An 18909-nucleotide genomic window follows, 5' to 3' on the forward strand; every position below is an offset into this window, starting at 1 on the left:
TTAGTATAGATAAACAATTCATTCTTTTCCACTTTTTATCAGTTCCCTTTAACTTGTTATGTAACGGTCGTGAAAGAAGCATTGAAGTAATGAAGGGCAACCGTATGCATGAGGAGATTCAAATCCGAAAACTAGATTTTGATTGTTCAGTGGTCTTTTGAGAAAGCTGGAATTACTCTTCCCAGAACAGCATGAGGCAACAAAGAAACAGGTGGAGCAGTTGCTTATTTCAGCGTGCAAAAAAATCACAGTAGAATTCTTGAGGACATTATAAAAAGACCACCGTTGATGGTCCTTCATTTACTAACACACCCATTATTTCAACAAGACGGAAACATTAAATTACCATCTCTGAGATTGTTGAGATGCTATTGTAAATTAAAATTTACAGTACCAAAAAATCGCAATTTCATTTGCTGTTGGAAAGTTGGAATAAAGCATAGTATCAACTGCACCTATTACAAAGTGGTTTTTGGCATAAAAATGACAAGCTGAAACATTAATATCTTGTGTTTCAAGCATAAGACCACTAAAGTTATTCTCCTTTGCCCATTCAATGGCTTTATTTAATAATGCTGTTCCAACACCATTTTTTCTATACTTTTTTGAAACAGCAATGTCCTCTATTAGTGCATATCCATTCCAATTAGAACGAATCTTAATCCGACCAATGCAATTGTTTTCAACATAATAAAAGAAAACAACTTTCCCCTCTTCTTCAATATAACTAACATCAATTTCATCATCTTCATATTTCTTGAAATAAGGCTCAGAAAATAGTTCTTCTGTATATTTCCAAACATTGTTTTCAAATGTAGGTATAATTCTACCTGAAACAACGAAAGGTTCGTTTGGTTTATTGAAATCTTTCATATTAAATTGATTCATTTTAATTATCATATCAATCTCCTTCCAAACGAAAACTTGTATTAAGAACTCTCAACTTCCATTATATGTTATTTGATAAATAAATCAATAACCGCTCTTAAAACAACAAACTTTGTGAAAACAGCACTTAAAACGTCCATCAACCTTTGTTTCCAATAACTTTTAGTAAGTGGAGTAAAAGCAAATCATAAAAAAAAGAACCCATGAAACCTTTATATTACAGGGTTCATGGGTTCTTTTATTGAAATGAACTATCAATCCTAGGCGGATTATACGTTGTTACGCTTCTTCTGCTTCAACCACTCTGGATTGATCATTGAATACCCCTGGATCAATTTCCTTCGTTACCTTACTCGTAATGAGACCAGATGTCATACTTCCGCTGACATTCAGAGCAGTGCGCCCCATGTCAATTAACGGTTCGATTGAGATTAGTAAACCGGCGAGCGCCACAGGCATATTTAATGATGATAAAACTAGAAGCGCCGCGAATGTCGCTCCGCCGCCAACTCCGGCAACACCGAAGGAGCTGATGGCAACGACTGCGATAACTGTGATGATAAACACCGGGTCAAACGGATTTTGGCCGATAGTTGGGGCAATCATCATCGCCAGCATCGCAGGGTAAATGCCCGCGCATCCATTTTGGCCGATCGAAAGACCGAACGAACCGGCAAAGTTTGCGATTCCTTCCGGCACACCCATGCTTCTCTGTGTTTTAATATTCAGCGGTAAAGCACCCGCGCTTGACCGTGATGTAAATGCAAATACAAGTACAGGCACGGCTTTTTTCAAATAAACAATCGGATTCAAGCCACTGAGCGTCAGCAGCAGCAAATGAATAATAAACATTGTAATTAACGCGGCATACGAAGCAATTACAAACATACCCAGTTTTAGAATGCTGTCAATATCACTCGTCGCGATCGTTTTTGTCATAATGGCCAGCACCCCGTAAGGCGTCAGTCTCAAAATGAGGGTGACAACGCGCATGACAATGGCATAAACGGCATCAACCAGCTTTTTAAAGGTTTCTGCCTGTTCCGGCTGTTTACGTTTCACGCCGAGGAACGCCATTCCAAGGAAAGCGGCAAAAATAACGACAGCTATCGTTGAAGTCGGTCTAGCTCCTGTAAAATCTAAAAACGGGTTTCCCGGCAGCAGTTCAACAATCTGCTGCGGCAACGTTGTCGCTGTCATATCCTCTGATTTCTGCTGAAGCTCCTGTCCACGTGAAAGCTCTGTATCCCCTTGGTCAACCTGAATCGCCTGCAGGTCAAAAGAAAGCGCGGACGCAATACCAACAGCTGCCGCTACAGCTGTTGTCGCAACTAAAATCCCGATAATCAAACCGCTGATTTTCCCGAGATTTTTTGTCAGCTTCAGCTTTGTAAATGCGCCGAGAATTGAAATAAAGACGAGCGGCATGACAACCATTTGAAGCAATTTGACATATCCGCCCCCAGCGATATTAAACCAGTCAGCTGTTTGAATGACTATATTTGAAGTCGGGCCGTAAATCAGCTGAAGCGCAAATCCGAATACAATCCCCAGCCCCAGCGCAGTAAATACACGTTTAGAGAAGGAAACATGTTTTTTCTGCATCACAAAAAGCCCTAAGATAAGTAAAAATAAAATAAATACATGTAATACGACTAGTAAAGTCTCCAAAGCAGGTAAACTCTCCCTTCGAATTTTCTCATATACTATATTACACTAATTCCGATGGGTCAAGTGCGAATTATTAAAACAATAAAATCCAAGTAAAAAAAACTTATATAATCCCTTATTTGTCCTTTTCTTTCCCTTCCATCTTTAGTACCTTATATTAGGGTGATAATATTTGCTGAAAGAGCTGTTTGTAAACTTGACCATTTTAATCACATTTAATTATCTCTTCACCCACCTGTTTAAAGATAGGCTGGTACATAAAAAAGACAGCATATCCTTCCAAGCTGTTAAAGGACTGGCCTGCGGTTTCCTCGGGGTTATTCTGATGGTTTTTGGATTTACCTATCAGCATTCAATCATTGATTTTCGAAATATCCCTATTATGATCGCTGCTCTTTACGGAGGCTGGGTTTCAACGGCAACGGCCTTGGTTATGATCGGTGCAGGCCGCATGCTGATCACGATGAACACATCTGCACTATACTCGGTTATTATCATTTGTATTGCTGCCATCCCGTCACTCATTGTTTCTAGAAGAAAAAAAGTACAATTAAAACATGCTTTCTACCTTTTAATGATCACAAATAGCATGATCTCATTTTCCTTTTATTTTCTTATAGATTTACATTCATATGAGCTTCACTTTTATTTTTGGATCATCTCAATAGCGGGCGGCATGCTCAGTTTATATATTATTGATCATGAAACAAATGCACATCTACTTTTTAAACAATATAAGTTTCAGGCCCACTTTGACTTTTTAACAGGCATTTATAACCGAAGAAAGTTTGAAGAAATCACACAAGCTCTGTTTCAACAGGCGGCCAATACCCCGCATTTTCAATTCGCTCTGATTTATATGGATATCGACCATTTTAAAACCATTAATGACCAATACGGCCATCATGAAGGCGATCAAGTGCTGAAAGAGCTGGCTTCACGTCTGAAGCATAGCATCCGAAATACTGATCCTGCCGCACGGATTGGCGGTGAAGAATTTGCCGTGCTCCTGCCGAACTGTACGCTTAATAAAGCAGTCCAAATCGCGGAACGAATCAGGCGCGCTGTCAGTGACGAACCAGTTAGATTAACAAACGGAGAAGAGCTGTCAGTGACGATATCACTGGGGGCCGCTCATTATCCCAATAATTCGGAACATCCAGAATCCTTGCCGATTCTTGCCGATCAAATGCTCTACAAAGCGAAAGAAACGGGACGGAATAAAGTATGTTTTTCAGAAAAAAAAGAATGAATTCAATGTTCGAATTCATTCTTCCAATCTGAAAGACGTTTTAAAGGCAGAAAAGCCGGAACAAGATCCCCTTGATATTCCTTTTCTATAAATGCCGCTGTATCATCAGCTTGATAAAGTTCAAGAATGGTTTGCAGTGCTTCCCGATCTTGATCCTCCGCTCTGACAACAATCAAATTCATCTCTTCCTCTGACATTAGTCCGCCGCTCTTTATGGTGTGTTTTTTCGGGTTCAGTCCCGCTTTTTTTGCGTCAGATGGTTTCATGACAAATACATCGGCGCCGCTCACTGCATCCTGTTGCCGGACCGTTTTCAATTTCAGGTGCCTCGGATTATCTTTAATCATATCGACTGAACCTGTTCCGTTAAATCCGTTTTTCAACGTTAGCAAGCCCGCCTCCTGAAGCACCGTCAGCGCCCTGCCAAAATCGATAACTTTATCCGGAACCGAAACAACAGCTCCGCGCGGTATATCTTGGATTCGGTCATATCGTTTTGAATAAATGCCCATAGGCGTTATGTATGTCGTACCGAGCGGTGCCAGCTTATGTTTGTATTTTTGGGTGAACGACTGAAAATATGAAATGGTTTGAAAAGCGTTAGCATCAATTTCTTTGTTCGCAAGCGCGATATCAGACTCTGCATAATCCGAAAAAGGAATCAGTTGAATATCCAGCCCTGCCTCTTCCGCCTTTTCAGCAATATAGTTCCATATTGCCCTGTCAGACTCAGCAATTCCTATTTTGATCGTTTCATGTTCTGCTGACGGTGAGCATGCAGTGAATGAAACGAGCAGAACAAAAACAAAACTGCATATAAGCCACTTTTTCATTGTGACCATACTCCTATCTATGTATTAGAGCATGCAAGCAATATCAGACATAAAAAACATACGCTCTCTTTAGTTGATAAACGTTGTCATTTGTAATATTGGTTAACTTTTACCTTACTCATATACAATAAGGTTGTCAATTCCTATTGCATTCTCTCCAGAAAAGCAGGAATATCTAAGGCAAACGTATGATCACGTATCGAGAAAGCAGATGAATTTCCGTGAATAAATATCAAATCGAAAAATAAATATGGTATTTTCCGAAAAAAGTTTCATTTAGCAGTTGTTTTTTCTGAAGATTACTGGTAGAGTAAAGGTAATTATTTTTGTTCGAACTATCTTTAAGAAGAAAGTTTTGTAAGAGTTTTCGTCTTGGAAGTTTGTTAAGAGCAAGAATAGTGAATTTAAGCGTTATGATCGCTTTAGGAGGAAATTTCATGTTAGAAGGTAAAGTAAAATGGTTCAACTCTGAAAAAGGTTTCGGATTCATCGAAGTAGAAGGTCAAGACGATGTATTCGTTCATTTCTCTGCTATTCAAGGCGAAGGCTTCAAAACTTTAGAAGAAGGCCAAGCTGTTTCTTTCGAAATCGTTGAAGGTAACCGCGGACCACAAGCTGCTAACGTAACTAAAGAAGCGTAAGCATAAATTGATATGCAAAACTGCAGGTGCAAACCTGCAGTTTTTATTTCGATAAAAAAGCTGTTTTGCATATGCAAAACAGCTTTTTTCATTAGTTCGCAATATCCCGCTTCATGAAGATTCCGAAAGCGAGCAGAAGGAAGACAACAAAGTAAACTGCCAGCATGACAACAGAGAAAGTCATGGTCATCCCTTCCACTAACGGTGTCCCCTCTACATATTGCAGCAAATTAACATTGGCAAATAAAATATACTTCGCCCAGTCAAATTTCGCTGCAATGAATGCAGTGGCTGTAGTACCGGCAACCAACAAAAAGATGGAAAATCCTACTGCAAGAGAGCTGTTTCTGAATACAGCGGACAGCATAAATGCCATCGTTGCGATCATTAAAGCCGCAACAGATTCTGAGAGATACGTTTTGGCCAAATATCCCATCATGTTTTGCTCAAAGACATGGCCGTCCTTGTAGATTAAATGAACATTCGCAGCAGTGTCGCCGCCTGTCCCGAAGAAGATCAGGCCTAATAAAGTAGAACCCATAAATAAAATAAACAGCAATAAGAACCCAAACAGGAGAACTGTAATATACTTGGACAACAAAATCTGAAAACGGTTGAGCGGGCGGATCATTAACAGCTTAATGGTTCCCCAATTAAATTCGTTCGCGACAATTCCGGCTGCGATAATAATGGTAAACAGTCCGGTAAGGATTGTAAAACCTGCTGAATCCGTTACATAAGACCATACAGTATAGCCTGTATCATTAGGGATGTTATGTTCAATACGATAATTGTTGAGTGTGATTGTTTCTTCATAGCCATCTTTCAGTGAAGGATTTTCTTTCATTTCCTTCTTCAATGTGGCATTTTCCGCTTGAAGTTCTTGTTTCCAATGGGGATTTGATTCACCAGCAGAAAAATGATTCGCCAGAAATGCGTATCCAACCATTGTTAATCCCAGAAGCCCGATCATCACCCATGTTCCGGCACGGCTGAAGATTTTGATCCATTCATTGTAAATCAAATTAAGCATGTTGAACCTCCTCTTTTGCTTCACCTGTCATTTCTAAGAAACGGTCCTCTAATGATTTTGTCACTGCTTTGACTTCATAAATGCGGATTTGCTGCATCACCAGCAATTCAATGGCCGCCGGGACTTCGTCTTTAGACAGTTTGACTTCCACACCGTTTGTCTTGCTCACCAAATCATACTCCTTTAGAACAGAAGCGGCTTCATTCGGCTGTTCAACATGGAAGAAATATGTATCTTTTTCATCAGTGATTTCATCTTTTACATTTTGAATATCGATAAGCTTTCCTTTTTGCAGAATCGCAATTCGGTCACACATCAGTTCCATTTCCGACAGCAGGTGGCTTGAAACGATGACGGCCATTCCTCTTTCTCGCGTCAGCTTCTTTAAATGATCCCTGATTTCCCTGATCCCCGCCGGATCAAGGCCGTTTGTCGGTTCATCCAAGATCAGCACTTTTGGATCATGCAGAAGACATTGTGCCAAGCCAAGACGCTGTCTCATCCCAAGAGAATACGTTTTCACCTTGTCATGGATTCTGTCTGTTAAACCGACCAGCTCAACGACTTCATCAATTTTTTCCTTCGTGACGCCCTTGACCATCCTTGCGTATTGCTGCAGATTTTTATATCCGCTCAAGAATTTATACAGCTCTGGATTCTCTACGATCGCTCCAATATGCTTAATCGCCTTAGCATAATCCTTCGTAATGGATTGGCCGCAAATGAGCACATCACCTTTTGACAGCTTCATTAACCCCACCATCATCCGGATGGTTGTTGTTTTTCCTGCTCCGTTCGGACCCAAAAACCCGAATACTTCGCCTTCACGAATCGAAAAACTCAGATGATCAATGATCGTTCGGCCTCTGATGTTCTTTGTTACATCTTTCAATTCCAATACTGTTTTCATCGAATTCCTCCTCTAGCAAACTTCCATTTTTGATTTAAACCATTGCAACACGGACATGCCTTCCTGCTCACGAATGTCTTCCACATCACGCTGCTCAACTTTTTCTCCATTTGCAAGTATGATTACTTCATCTAGCAAAGTTTCAATTTCATCAATTTCATGCGTCGCGATCACGACAATTTGCTGCTCAAAATCAATGTATGACACCAGGCTGTTTACAATGGAATCCCTGACCATCGGATCAAGCCCGGAAAAAGGTTCATCCAGCAAGATGACGGATGCCCGTCTTGCTAAAGCAAGAACGATTTTCAGCCTTCCCCGATTTCCTTTTGATAGCTTTTTGATCTTTTTTTTCGGATCAAGCTGCATTTCATTCAACAGCTTATAAGCTTGTTCTGTTTGAAAATCAGGAAATTGTGACTGGTAAAAGTTCACCATATCTTTAACAGTAAAATGCGGATAAAACATATCAAGCTCAGTGAGATAAGCCGTTTGACGGACCATATCTCTCGTAACTGGCTTTTCATCCGCTTTAACCAACCCTGAAGTCGGAAGCAGGAGGCCGGCCATCATTTTTAAGGTCGTTGATTTGCCGCTGCCGTTCGGTCCGATCAGACCATAAATCCGTCCGGATGATAAGGTGATCGACACATCATTGACGGCGGTTTGGCGGCCGTATTTTTTTGATACATGTTCTAAAGTGATTTCCATTTTAGCCTCCCTCAGTGAATTTTTTTATCCCTATCACCATTTCTTCTTTCGTTAGCCCCAGCTCTGTCATTTGCTTCACAAAGCCTTCCAGCACTTCTCGTGTCAGCCTGTCTTTCAGCTCATCTACGATTTCTGCTTTTTCTGCAATAAACGTCCCTTGACCTCTTCTTGTCTCCACAATACCCAGCCTTTCCATCTCACTGTATGTCCTTTGAATTGTATTGGGATTTACCTTGGTTTGTATCGCCATTTCTCTTACAGAAGGAAGCTTGTCTCCTGGGAGCAGTTCCTTTCTGACCAGCCGATAAAAGATCTGGTCAGCGATCTGCAGATAAATCGGTTTCGAGGATTGGAAATGATTGTCCATATTCACACCTCTACTTTACGATCAAGCAGTTTTGAAGCCGCGATGAGCAGCAAGATCGTGATGACAATAGCAATAGGAAACCCAAGCACGGACAGGTGTATCGGTTTTAATTCCAATCTCCAAACGTTGCGGAAGTGGAAATCAAAATTACAATAGACTGTTACAGGCCAGAAATGCTTTTGCGATTCAATTAAAGGACTTATGATGTATTCATCAAAGAAAAACCACACTGTGACCAACAGCCCCATCGCAGCCCATCGCATTCCGCGCCAGTTCTTAAGTGAGTGGAAAACAGTCCAAAACACAACTACAGTCACTGACATATATAACGAGGAAATAAGACCGTACATATTCAGCAATACCGTTGTACTTGTTATATCAACTTGATGCTCCAGCAGATTTTTCACAGAGAGCATATGATAAATCCAAATACCATAAGCGGTTAATGCCAATTGAATCAGAAATTGATAGAGCAAAGATGCTGCCAATTTAGAAGAAAGCAGCCAGAAACCGCCATTTGGATTGTACAGCCAAAGCTGTGATTTCCCCTCTTTGTGAAGGTGATAAAACACAAAAACAGGGGATAAGAAAAGCAGAAAAAAAGCAACTGCAACAAAGAAACCAAAAATGACAAGAGGTTCTTGCGTACGAGAAGCTATGATATGACCTGTCATAAATAAGAAAATGATTCCGCATATCCAGGCTAGCAGCCATATTCTTGAAATTTTTATATCTTTCTTTAACAGACCTAAAAAAGAATCCATGTCTTTACCTCCCGGAAGCCTCTTTAGTGTATGAGTAACATAGTACACTAGATCAAATCGCAATACAACATATTCCATGGATTTATTTGATAAAAAATCATAATGCATACATGAAAACAACAAAAAAAAAGCAAATCCGCCATGAGTAAACGGATTTGCCTTTTTCATTACTTCTTCTTATTTTTCATGGAGAGCAGCGCATCACGATAGCTGCTGTCCTGCATTTTGTCACGTTTCTCAGTGACCTCTTGCTCTGCCTGATGTTCATCAGAATGCTTAAACTTTTGCAGCGCCTGCCTGTAAATATCATCACCCATTGTGTCTCGTTTCTCTTTTGGAGAATCATTTTTCACAACAGGCGTATGCTCAGCAGCCCTTGCTTCAGCTGGGTATTGCGCTTCGTTTTTTTCCTCTTCTGGAGGGGTGATTCTTTCGGTTGCTTCTTGCTTCTCGGGTCCAGGAGAGGCGTTGCGGACATTGAATGTAATAAGAGCCGCAATGACAATGACAGCAGCAATAATTGCTATAATAATGGCCATTTCAACCTCTCCTTACTGTCCTGCTGTTAGGTTTCCTGTAACTTGGGTGACGCGTCTTCCCAGAGCGCGTCCCAACTGAATACCTTCCTCAGACATTAACTCATCACTGTCAACCGGACAAGTGACGCCTGCTCCGTAATAAGAGCCGTACAGTGCGTTTTCAGGCACATTGCCAGGCAGGCCGACAACGATCATGCCTTGATGGAACATCGGCGTGATCAAGTTGTGCATTGTCATTTCCAAGCCGCCGTGAGTTGTTGCCGTTGTGCAGAAAACAGCGCCGACTTTGTTGATCAACTCACCTTCAGCCCATAAGTAGCCAAGTCTGTCGATCCAAGCTTTAAGACCGGAGCTGATTGTTCCGAAATGCCCCGGGCATCCCCAAATAATCGCATCCATATCTTTCAGCTTGCGGATATCTGCTTGATCGACATGGTCGATCAATACCTCAGCCGCCTCGTTTTCTCTCGCGCCTTCAGCAATCGCTTCTGCAAGAACTTTTGTATGTTCACCTTCACTGTCATACACTACATAAATTTTCATTCAGGAAACCTCCTTGTACAGATTAAGATTCCTTCACTTCTTTAGGAGCCGGAAGCAATGAAAGCTCTTCTTTTTTCTTTTTCTCCGCACGTGCTTTATCTCTTCTCACGTCACGCAAGAAAAGACTTAGAATCAAACCGAACACACAGAATATTGTTGCCCACATAAAGGCATCATTAATCCCCATAACGTTTGAATCAAGTGACGCATGTTTGTAAAGATGAGAGTAAACATACGTTTTCGCTGTGTCATAAGACATGTTCATATTCACCATTAAATTAGAAACTGCATTTTGGAATGCATGGAGGAAGTTCGGGTCCGCCGTGCTTGTTTTATCTGCAATTTGTGAATAATGGAACGTCGTACGGTTTGTATAAATCGTCGTAATTAAGCTTGTACCAATTGATCCGCTGATTTGGCGAAGCGTGTTGCTCATCGCCGTACCGTGGCTGTTCAGACGGGCAGGAAGCTGGTTCATACCCGCTGTCATAACCGGCATCATTAAGAGTGACATACCGAATGCACGGATTGAGTAGATCAGCATGATGTGTGTATATGGTGTATCAATCGTTAATTGCGTATATTGATATGTTGTCACCACTGTAACGAGAAGCCCGATAATCGCAAGCGGTCTCGGACCGAATTTATCAAACAAAATACCTGAGATCGGTGACATGATCAGCATGACGATCGCACCCGGAAGCAGAAGCAGACCGGATTGAAGCGCCGTAAAGCCGACCAGATTTTGGAGATAAATCGGTAACAGGAACATACCAGTGTACAATGCTACTGTAATAATGATATTAATGACACTTGAAAGTGAGAAAATGTCGTATTTAAACACTCTGAAATCAAGCATCGGATCATCATGACGCAATTGCTGAATAACAAAAGCAACAATTGCAATCACACCTATTACAACTGTAGACAGGACAACCGGGTCAGTCCAGCCGTCAGAACCCGCTTCACTGACTCCGTATAATAAGGAGGCGAATCCGACAATTGAGAGGATCGCTCCAAGTGTATCGAGTTTGATTTTTTGCGGCTCCACCAAATTCTTAAAAATGAAGAAAGCCACGATGATAACAATTGCGCCGACCGGCACAAGTCCGTAAAACATGATGCGCCATGTGTAATGCTCAATAATCCATCCGGAAAGAGTCGGACCGACCGCCGGAGCGAACATCATCGCAAGTCCGAAGATCCCCATTCCTTTCCCCCTGCTTTCAGGCGGGAAGATTAACAGAATGGTTGTCATAACGAGCGGCTGCAAGATACCTCCGCCCACGGCCTGAATCAAACGGCCGATCAGCATGGTAGAGAAGTTAGGTGCGATACCGCAGACTAACGTACCGAGCGTAAAACAGAACATGGCGACGAGAAAGAGACTCCGTTGGCCAAAACGTGTAATCAGGAAGGCAGATAACGGAATCAATACGCCGTTAACAAGCATGTAACCTGTTGTCAGCCACTGAATCGTCGTTGCACTTACGCCAAATTCAGTCATTAAGTGCGGCATTGCGACGTTAAGCAATGTTTGGTTTAATATTGCCAAAAATAAACCCGCCATTAGCACAATCAGCAATGTCATAGGGCTTTTTGTATTTTTTTCTTTGCCTGTAGCCATCTAAGACAACCTCCTTTCATGGTTTGATGACTGATCTGTTTTACTCAGAAATCTTAACAGATGCATTCATACCAGGAAGCACCTTATCAGATGGGTTTTTGATTGAAATTTTCACAGGAACTTTTTGTGTTACTTTTGTGTAGTTTCCGCTTGAATTTGTAGATGGAAGCATATCAAAAGTTGAGTTAGTCGCATAGCCAATTTCTTCTACAGTACCGTCAAATGTTGTATCAGGATCTCCGTCAACTACTACGTCTACACTATTTCCAACTTCAACATCCGCAATATCTGTTTCTTTAATATTTGCTGTGATGTACAGGTTGTCCATGTCAATTGTTTGCGCAATTGTTGTACCAGCCTGTACGGTTTGTCCGTTTTTCACTTCGTTTTTCACAATTGTTCCATCCATGATGGATTTTACATCAACAGTTTGTTCACCTTTGATTTTTGCAACTGTGTCGCCTTTTTTCACTGTTTTTCCTTCTTCAAGATCCCAGTCGGATACTTTACCTGCTGCTGGAGCTGAGATAGCTGCCATATCGCCGGCTACTTTTGCTTCATCTGTTTTTACGTAGTTTGTGCTTTGATAATAGTAGTAAGCACCTCCGCCTATAATTGCAAGAACAACAATCAAACCGATAATGTTGGTCAGAATTAAACGTCCTCTGTTCATTTTGTTTTCTCCTTTCGTTTCATCCTCTATCATTTTGTGGAAAGCTGGTGAAAATATGTGAGAAGTTTTTAATTACCGCTTTTTTCTGAACAGCCTTTAGCAAGCTTTGTTAAGCTTCCGGCAAGCTTGCGCAAATACTGCAGCTGGGATGTGTCGAGCTTCTGATACAGGCTCGCACCCATTTTTGCATATTCAACAGCGGCTTTTTCTATCAGTTCTTCCCCCTCTTCGGTTAACTGAATCATGACGATACGGCGGTCATCCGGACTGTCATATCGATTCATCAATTGGCGCTTATACAGAATATCTGTCATCCGCGTCACAGAAGCGGGCTTAAGGTCAAGCGACATCGCCAGCTTGCTTAGCGGGGTGCTTCCGCTTTGATGAATTTTAAACATCAGCAAATATTGAAGGACTGTAATATCAAAAGGCTCAAGCACAATCTCCAATATCTTCTTCTGTTTTTTATAGATCGACCGAGACGTATCGAAGAGCTGTTCAAAAGTGAGCAAAGCACGTTCTGATTCAGTCAACTCCTTTTCACCTCATTCCTCAATAATAGTTCACAAGATAAAATATTAATAAATGAAAGAAGATTTGTCAAAGGAAAAATTTCTTTTTCTCCCGTATTTTTTTCGCAACCGTTTTCTTACTTTTATTAAATAAAAAAAAGCCCTGAAACGGGCTTTTTTTACGAAAATTGATGGCTGACGCCAGACTCCTCATTTCTGAAAAAGTTCTTCAGCGCCTGAAAAACATCTGACTTTTGTTTTAAAATATAGTACTTAAATTTCTCGTCTTTCACATTTTTGTATGCAGACATTAGTGTTGAATGCCTGTTGTATTGATTGACCTCGCCGTAGCAGAAAAGATTGGCCTTCTTCATAATATCATTAACCAGTTTCACACACCGCGCGTTATCCGATGTCAGGTTGTCACCGTCAGAAAAATGAAACGGGTAAATATTATAGCGGGCGGGATTGTACTTTTCATCAATCAGCTCAAGCGACTTCCGGTATACGGATGAACAGATGGTTCCGCCGCTTTCTCCCTTTGAGAAGAAGTCCTCTTCCGACACGACTCTTGCTTCCGTATGGTGGGCAATAAATTCAATTTCTACAGTCTCATATTTCGTCCGCAAAAAACGGGTCATCCAGAAAAAGAAGCTTCTGGCCATGTATTTTTCCCAAACACCCATACTGCCGCTTGTATCCATCATTGCTAAGACGACGGCTTTTGACTCGGGCTTTGTTATGTCATTCCATGTCTTATACTTCAAGTCCTCCGGGTAAATCGGATAGAACGACGGCTTCCCTGTCATCGCATTTCGTTTAAAAGCTGACATCATCGTTCTTTTCTTATCAATATTACCGGTTAACCCTGTTTTACGGATATCATTAAACTCTATATCTGTATGAATGATATTGTCTCGCTCTTTTTGCTGGAGGTTCGGAAGCTCTAATTCCTTAAAAAGCGCTTCTTCTAAATCCATTAATGAAACTTCTGCTTCATAATAATCTTCGCCTGCCTGGTCACCGGCGCCCTGCCCTTTTCCGGGTCCCTGTTTTTTGTCTGATCCATCCCGGGCCACAACATCTCCAACCTGGCTGTCGCCGTCTCCTTGCCCTACGTGTTTATTTTTATCATAGTTATAACGAATTTTATACTCATCCAGTGAACGGATTGGGATCTTCACTACATCTTTTCCATTAGACATAATAATGCTTTCCTCAGTCACGAGGTCCGGAAGATTGTTTTTGATCGCTTCCTGCACTTTTTTCTGGTGGCGCTGCTGGTCATCGAAGCCTTTGCGATGGAGGGACCAGTTTTCCTCAGAAATCAAAAAATGGCCGCTGTCATTTTGGGACATGAATTCCCCTCCTTAACCATTTGTGGTCGTGATACATACGTATTCCGGCTTGTGCCAGATTATGAAACAAGTCTTTTGAAAAGATTTATATTCATCATATGCACAAACGTACGGTTAATTGACAAACTATTTAGAAAATGGGACAAAATAACCCGCCCTATTCGGACGGGTCACGTTGCTTATCGGTTCAGCAGGCTGCCGACATATTTCAGCAGCTCATTGGCGCTCGTCGAGTTGTAGCCGTGCTCATCAATTAAACGGGCCACGACTTCATTTACCTTTTTCAGCTGCTGCTCATCCGGTGTTTTTGTTGAAGTCGTAATTTTAACGACATCCTTCAGATCAGCAAACAACTTTTTCTGAATGGCTTCACGCAGTCTTTCATGAGAATTGTAATCAAACCGCTTACCTTTTCTCGCATACGCCGAGATGCGGATTAAGATTTCTTCGCGGAACGCTTTTTTAGCGTTTTCCGAAATGCCGATCTGCTCTTCAATGGATCTCATCAGCTTTTCGTCCGGATTCATTTCTTCTCCTGTCAAAGGATCCCGAAGCTTGTTTTTGTTGCAATAGGCCTCTACGTTGTCGAGGTAATTGTCCATAAGTGTTTTTGCTGATTCTTCATATGAATACACAAACGCTTTTTGAACTTCCTTTTTCGCAATATCGTCATATTCCTTGCGGGCGGCAGAAATAAAATTCAAATACCGCTCCCTGTCCTCGCTTGAAATCGAAGGATGCTGATCAAGACCTTCTTTTAAGGAACGAAGAACATCAAGAGAATTAATCGATTCCATATTTTTTCTGATAATCGTTGAAGAAATCCTGTTGATCACGTACCGCGGATCAATTCCGCTCATGCCTTCATCATTATATTCTTTTTTCATATCCTCAACGTCGACAGAGTTATATCCTTCCACACTTTCCCCATCATACAGTCTCATTTTCTTGACCAGATCAATATCCGACCGCTTTGGTTCTTTTAACCGGGTAAGAATCGAGAACATCGCAGCGACCTTCAACGTATGCGGGGCAATATGAACATCCGCTACATCGCTTTCTGCGATCATTTTTTCATAAATTCTCTCTTCTTCAGACACTTTTAAATTATAAGGAACGGGCATTACAATGATTCTCGAGTGCAGGGCTTCATTCTTCTTATTAGAAATAAATGAGCGATACTCCGTTTCATTCGTGTGAGCCACGATCAGCTCATCAGCAGAAATTAACGCAAATCGCCCCGCTTTAAAATTCCCTTCCTGTGTCAATGAAAGCAAATGCCAGAGGAATTTCTCATCACATTTCAGCATCTCCTGAAACTCCATCATCCCGCGATTCGCTTTATTCAGTTCTCCGTCAAACCGGTAAGCACGCGGATCTGATTCTGAACCATACTCAGCAATGGTTGAGAAATCAATACTTCCCGTCAAATCGGCAATATCCTGAGATTTCGGATCAGATGGGCTGAATGTTCCGATTCCCGTACGCTTATCTTCTGAAAAGAAAATGCGCTCAACCTTCACATCCTCAATTCTTCCTCCGTACTCTTCCTCCAGCCTCATCACATTTAAAGGAGAAAGACTTCCTTCTATTCTTATGCCGTACTCTCTGTAAAAGTCATCTCGCAAATGATGGGGGATTAAATGTAGAGGGTCCTCGTGCATCGGGCAGCCTTTAATCGCATATACGGCACCATTATCCGTCAGCGTATACGCTTCGAGACCTTTTTTAAGCATCGTGACCAGCGTGGATTTACCGCCGCTCACAGGTCCCATCAGCAATAAAATCCGTTTTCTGACATCAAGCCGTTTCGCGGCCGGATGAAAATACTCTTCAACAAGACGCTCCAAAGATTCCTCAAGCCCAAACAGCTCGCGGTCAAAAAAGCTGTACTTCTTCCGTCCGTCAATCTCCTCTATCCCGCTGTCTTTTATCATATTAAAAACACGAGAATGAGCAGATTGCGCGACCATTGGATTTTCTTTAATAATCTCCAAATAATCGGCGAATGTTCCTTCCCATTTCAGCCGCTGCTCTTCCTCTCTGTACTGTTCAATTTTCTTTAATATATCCATAAGGACCTCCTCCATCATGTTTGATGCGCTATGCAAATAAGGTACTTTGATACAATCTATGCCGCCATCTCGTGATACATGCTTTGGTTTCTTAAAAATAAAGATACTTATACGGCGTTGACAAGGCAGACCGCGACCGTTCATAATAAAGAAAAATACAGAATCATCCAGACTCGGGCAGCACGGAAAAATTGAAGAGGGGGAGAGACGGTGAAAACAATCATCATGATGGGTGTCATTGTCACTTTTTTAGTATCAATTTTTACTGCAGGGTACGAAAGCAAGCCGGGAAAAGAATAAAAAAGGGTGCTCCTCATAAGAGCACCCTTTTTGTATAACAGAACAGTGTTTTACAGTTTTATTTTTTCTTTAACCTTTGAATGATGATCGCATTCGTATTTGTTTTTGTACTCAATTGTTCCGATGCTGCAGCCCGGCCCGATGATCACTTCTTTTCCCCTGACAACTGCCGCCTCGGTATTCTCCAAATAAACCTGATCTCCTTCTATGACATCGGCAATCAGTTTTGTATTCTTCCGTTTAAAAAAGCTCGCGCGTCTTTTCACTGTTATTGTTGTTCCGCCCATTTCCCGCACATAGCTTACATCATGGCTCAATCCAAGCTTAATGTCACCCGCATTCAATAATCCTGACACATCAACGCAGCCTGTGACATGGAACATTTCTGTTTCACAATCGCCTTTGACGCTAAGCTTCCCTTTCATATCGCACGATTCTCCAGTCATATTCCCGCCAATTTCAGTCAGGCCTTTCAGATTGAACCGATCAAATTGAAGTGAACCGCTCACTTTCATTGTGCCGTATACATTGATTCTGCCGGCTGTCAGATCGCCTTTAAACTCACTTTCTCCATACACACGCAGCCGATCAGTCTCTACTTTCCCGAGAAAACATCCTGTTCCGAATATGCGGCAGCCCGCGGCAGACAGCCCTTCACCGACCACACCTTCTCCTTTGATGCTGACATGGTGATATGCGCCTCCTGCAGCGTGACCGGCGCCATATAATTTTAAATTTCCCAGTTTTGTTGTCTCCATTACGATCCTCCTCACATCTTCGTGCATGTTTCTACCGATGCGCTCGGATCACAAGTATAGTCCCCGCTGTATTCCACGGTTTCAATCTGGCAATTCGGTCCGATTTTCACTTTATTTCCGCGCACGGTTTTCGCCTTTGTATTTGTCAGTTCAATCACGTCACCTTCGATCAGTTCAGCCGTTAAAACAGGCTGCGGCATCAGTCTGAGCATTGTCAGCATCCCTTTTCTTCCTGTCACTTGAAGATGGCGGCAGCCGATCTCACGTACATAACTTTCACCGGCAGAAAGCTTAATGATTACCTGGTCAGCGTTTAAAAGCCCGCTGACTTTGCATTTCCCTTCCGATTGAAAGGTTTCCGTTTCACAATCCGCTTCCATGACTGCTTTTCCGCTAATGACAATGTCATCAGCCTTGACTGTACTGCCAAATGTTGATGATCCAGCAATCTTCAATTGTTTTGCAGATACCTCTCCCTCAATTAAACCTGTTCCGTTAATTCGAATAGATTCTGCTTCAACGTCTCCATGTATCTTACCTGAACCGCTGATGGTTACCGCTTTCGCTTTGACGCTGCCGTCAGCTTTCCCGGTTCCATTAAAAGAAAAAGTATCACACTCCACGTCCCCGGCGACTGTTCCGCTGCCGTTAATTTCAACTGATTGAAATGTTCCTCCCTTTGAACTTCCTGATCCGTTTATCACCAGCTTTTCCATTACATCCATTGATGGCCCTCCTGCATATATGTTGTTTTTAATTCCTCTGACGCCTTAGCTAAATCTACCCGTTCCACGACCTTAACGGACGATTCAAACAGAATGCTGTCCGCTGCAGCTGCTATAAAACAGGTTGTGACACCGAGCTTCCGCAGCACAATCAGCTCCATCTGTTTCTTGATCTCTTCAGTATCATGCTGCTTTAACACCCCTGCAGCCATTTTCGCTTCTGCCAAGCTGACATTTCCGGACTGCAGCAGCCCTTCAAGCACATACAGCGAAAGCAGATCGCGGGAAGAAAAAACCGAATTCTCGCCGCCCTCTGAAAAGACATCAAGAGCAGTCCTTGAAATCAAACCTTTATGAATCAAATCATCAGCGGTCATGCTGACATCCTTCATTTTCGGCGACAGCATTTCCCTCATTTCATCCAGTGACAAATTTTCCTTCATCTTTTGAATCATTGAAATGCGTTTTAAAATATCCTCTCTCGGAAAAAACGTCTCTTGCCCTGTAAATGTGGACTTTCGAATAAACCATTCCTCAGGAATTAAGTTTTTCCGCTTCCACCGATACAGCTGACCGTAAGAAATCGATGTTTTTTCAAGTAATTCTTTTTTAGAGATTAATTGTTCTTCCATAAGTCCAGCTCCTTCGATGGATTCATTGTAACATAACACTGTTACGTTGTTAAGCCCAAATACAAAACAAAGCATCTCTAATAACATAAAAAAAAAC

General features: G+C 41.8%; 20 protein-coding genes and 1 pseudogene. 3 read left to right on the forward strand and 18 right to left on the reverse strand.

The window, feature by feature from the left end; translation table 11 throughout:
- Positions 1–57: 57 nt before the first annotated feature.
- Positions 58–192: pseudogene (locus tag KHQ79_RS22420) on the forward strand (endopeptidase); the annotation flags it as partial.
- A 186-nt stretch (positions 193–378) separates the two neighbouring features.
- Here KHQ79_RS22420 and satA read toward each other — a convergent pair.
- Together satA and tcyP are read right to left on the reverse strand one after the other, a co-directional pair.
- Positions 379–900: a streptothricin N-acetyltransferase SatA gene (satA, locus tag KHQ79_RS15465; protein ID WP_225515925.1), complete on the reverse strand. Its 522-nt coding sequence runs from the start codon at positions 898–900 to the stop codon at positions 379–381.
- A gap of 267 nt (positions 901–1167) precedes the next feature.
- A complete protein-coding gene (gene tcyP, locus KHQ79_RS15470) occupies positions 1168–2559 on the reverse strand; it encodes an L-cystine transporter TcyP (protein WP_148982716.1) in 1392 nt (463 codons plus the stop codon).
- Between the two features lie 172 nt (positions 2560–2731).
- On the opposite strand from tcyP, the gene dgcK reads away from it, so the two are divergent.
- On the forward strand, positions 2732–3811 hold the full coding sequence (gene dgcK / locus KHQ79_RS15475) for a diguanylate cyclase DgcK (protein WP_225515927.1): 1080 nt from the start codon (positions 2732–2734) through the stop codon (positions 3809–3811).
- Positions 3812–3813: 2 nt separating this feature from the next.
- On the opposite strand, the gene KHQ79_RS15480 is transcribed toward dgcK, so the two are convergent.
- Positions 3814–4644: a MetQ/NlpA family ABC transporter substrate-binding protein gene (locus KHQ79_RS15480; protein ID WP_225515929.1), complete on the reverse strand. Its 831-nt coding sequence runs from the start codon at positions 4642–4644 to the stop codon at positions 3814–3816.
- Between the two features lie 437 nt (positions 4645–5081).
- Here KHQ79_RS15480 and cspB point away from each other — a divergent pair, with 437 nt between their 5' ends.
- Positions 5082–5285 (forward strand): cold shock-like protein CspB, encoded by a 204-nt coding sequence (gene cspB / locus KHQ79_RS15485; RefSeq protein ID WP_003224086.1) that lies wholly within the window; start codon positions 5082–5084, stop codon positions 5283–5285.
- Positions 5286–5376: 91 nt separating this feature from the next.
- Here cspB and KHQ79_RS15490 read toward each other — a convergent pair whose 3' ends face one another.
- From KHQ79_RS15490 to KHQ79_RS15560, 15 genes are all read right to left on the reverse strand, one after another.
- Positions 5377–6318 carry an ABC transporter permease gene (locus KHQ79_RS15490; protein ID WP_225515931.1) on the reverse strand — a complete coding sequence of 314 codons (942 nt, stop codon included), beginning with the start codon at positions 6316–6318 and terminating at the stop codon, positions 5377–5379.
- Positions 6311–7228 carry an ABC transporter ATP-binding protein gene (locus KHQ79_RS15495; protein ID WP_119913592.1) on the reverse strand — a complete coding sequence of 306 codons (918 nt, stop codon included), beginning with the start codon at positions 7226–7228 and terminating at the stop codon, positions 6311–6313. Before KHQ79_RS15495 ends, KHQ79_RS15490 begins: the two co-directional genes overlap by 8 nt.
- A 12-nt stretch (positions 7229–7240) precedes the next feature.
- On the reverse strand, positions 7241–7939 hold the full coding sequence (locus KHQ79_RS15500) for an ABC transporter ATP-binding protein (protein ID WP_225515933.1): 699 nt from the start codon (positions 7937–7939) through the stop codon (positions 7241–7243).
- 1 nt (position 7940) lies between these two features.
- Entirely contained in the window at positions 7941–8306 is a 366-nt protein-coding gene (locus tag KHQ79_RS15505; RefSeq protein WP_225515935.1) for a GntR family transcriptional regulator, read from the reverse strand.
- 2 nt (positions 8307–8308) lie between these two features.
- Complete coding sequence (locus KHQ79_RS15510; RefSeq protein WP_225515937.1) at positions 8309–9070, reverse strand: hypothetical protein; 762 nt, start codon at positions 9068–9070, stop codon at positions 8309–8311.
- A 167-nt stretch (positions 9071–9237) separates the two neighbouring features.
- Entirely contained in the window at positions 9238–9609 is a 372-nt protein-coding gene (locus KHQ79_RS15515; RefSeq protein WP_225515939.1) for a hypothetical protein, read from the reverse strand.
- Positions 9610–9621: 12 nt separating this feature from the next.
- Positions 9622–10152: an NAD(P)H-dependent oxidoreductase gene (locus KHQ79_RS15520; RefSeq protein WP_003239619.1), complete on the reverse strand. Its 531-nt coding sequence runs from the start codon at positions 10150–10152 to the stop codon at positions 9622–9624.
- Between the two features lie 22 nt (positions 10153–10174).
- Positions 10175–11779, reverse strand: coding sequence for an MFS transporter (locus KHQ79_RS15525; RefSeq protein WP_003239620.1), 1605 nt, complete (start codon positions 11777–11779; stop codon positions 10175–10177).
- A 40-nt stretch (positions 11780–11819) separates the two neighbouring features.
- Entirely contained in the window at positions 11820–12485 is a 666-nt protein-coding gene (locus KHQ79_RS15530) for a biotin/lipoyl-containing protein (protein ID WP_003239622.1), read from the reverse strand.
- A gap of 35 nt (positions 12486–12520) precedes the next feature.
- Complete coding sequence (locus KHQ79_RS15535) at positions 12521–12985, reverse strand: MarR family transcriptional regulator (protein ID WP_003239623.1); 465 nt, start codon at positions 12983–12985, stop codon at positions 12521–12523.
- 158 nt (positions 12986–13143) lie between these two features.
- Positions 13144–14322: a sporulation protein YhbH gene (gene yhbH / locus KHQ79_RS15540; RefSeq protein WP_003239625.1), complete on the reverse strand. Its 1179-nt coding sequence runs from the start codon at positions 14320–14322 to the stop codon at positions 13144–13146.
- 179 nt (positions 14323–14501) lie between these two features.
- Complete coding sequence (gene prkA, locus KHQ79_RS15545) at positions 14502–16397, reverse strand: serine/threonine protein kinase PrkA (RefSeq protein WP_003239626.1); 1896 nt, start codon at positions 16395–16397, stop codon at positions 14502–14504.
- A 350-nt stretch (positions 16398–16747) separates the two neighbouring features.
- The gene (locus KHQ79_RS15550) at positions 16748–17455 is read right to left on the reverse strand and encodes a polymer-forming cytoskeletal protein (protein ID WP_003239628.1); all 708 of its coding nucleotides are present in this window, start codon (positions 17453–17455) and stop codon (positions 16748–16750) included.
- 11 nt (positions 17456–17466) lie between these two features.
- Positions 17467–18180 (reverse strand): bactofilin family protein, encoded by a 714-nt coding sequence (locus KHQ79_RS15555; protein WP_003239629.1) that lies wholly within the window; start codon positions 18178–18180, stop codon positions 17467–17469.
- Positions 18171–18812: a YhbD family protein gene (locus tag KHQ79_RS15560; RefSeq protein WP_225515941.1), complete on the reverse strand. Its 642-nt coding sequence runs from the start codon at positions 18810–18812 to the stop codon at positions 18171–18173. Before KHQ79_RS15560 ends, KHQ79_RS15555 begins: the two co-directional genes overlap by 10 nt.
- Positions 18813–18909: the final 97 nt, after the last annotated feature.

It is taken from the genome of Bacillus sp. TSO22 (assembly GCF_020223595.1).
Lineage (GTDB): Bacteria > Bacillota > Bacilli > Bacillales > Bacillaceae > Bacillus > Bacillus inaquosorum.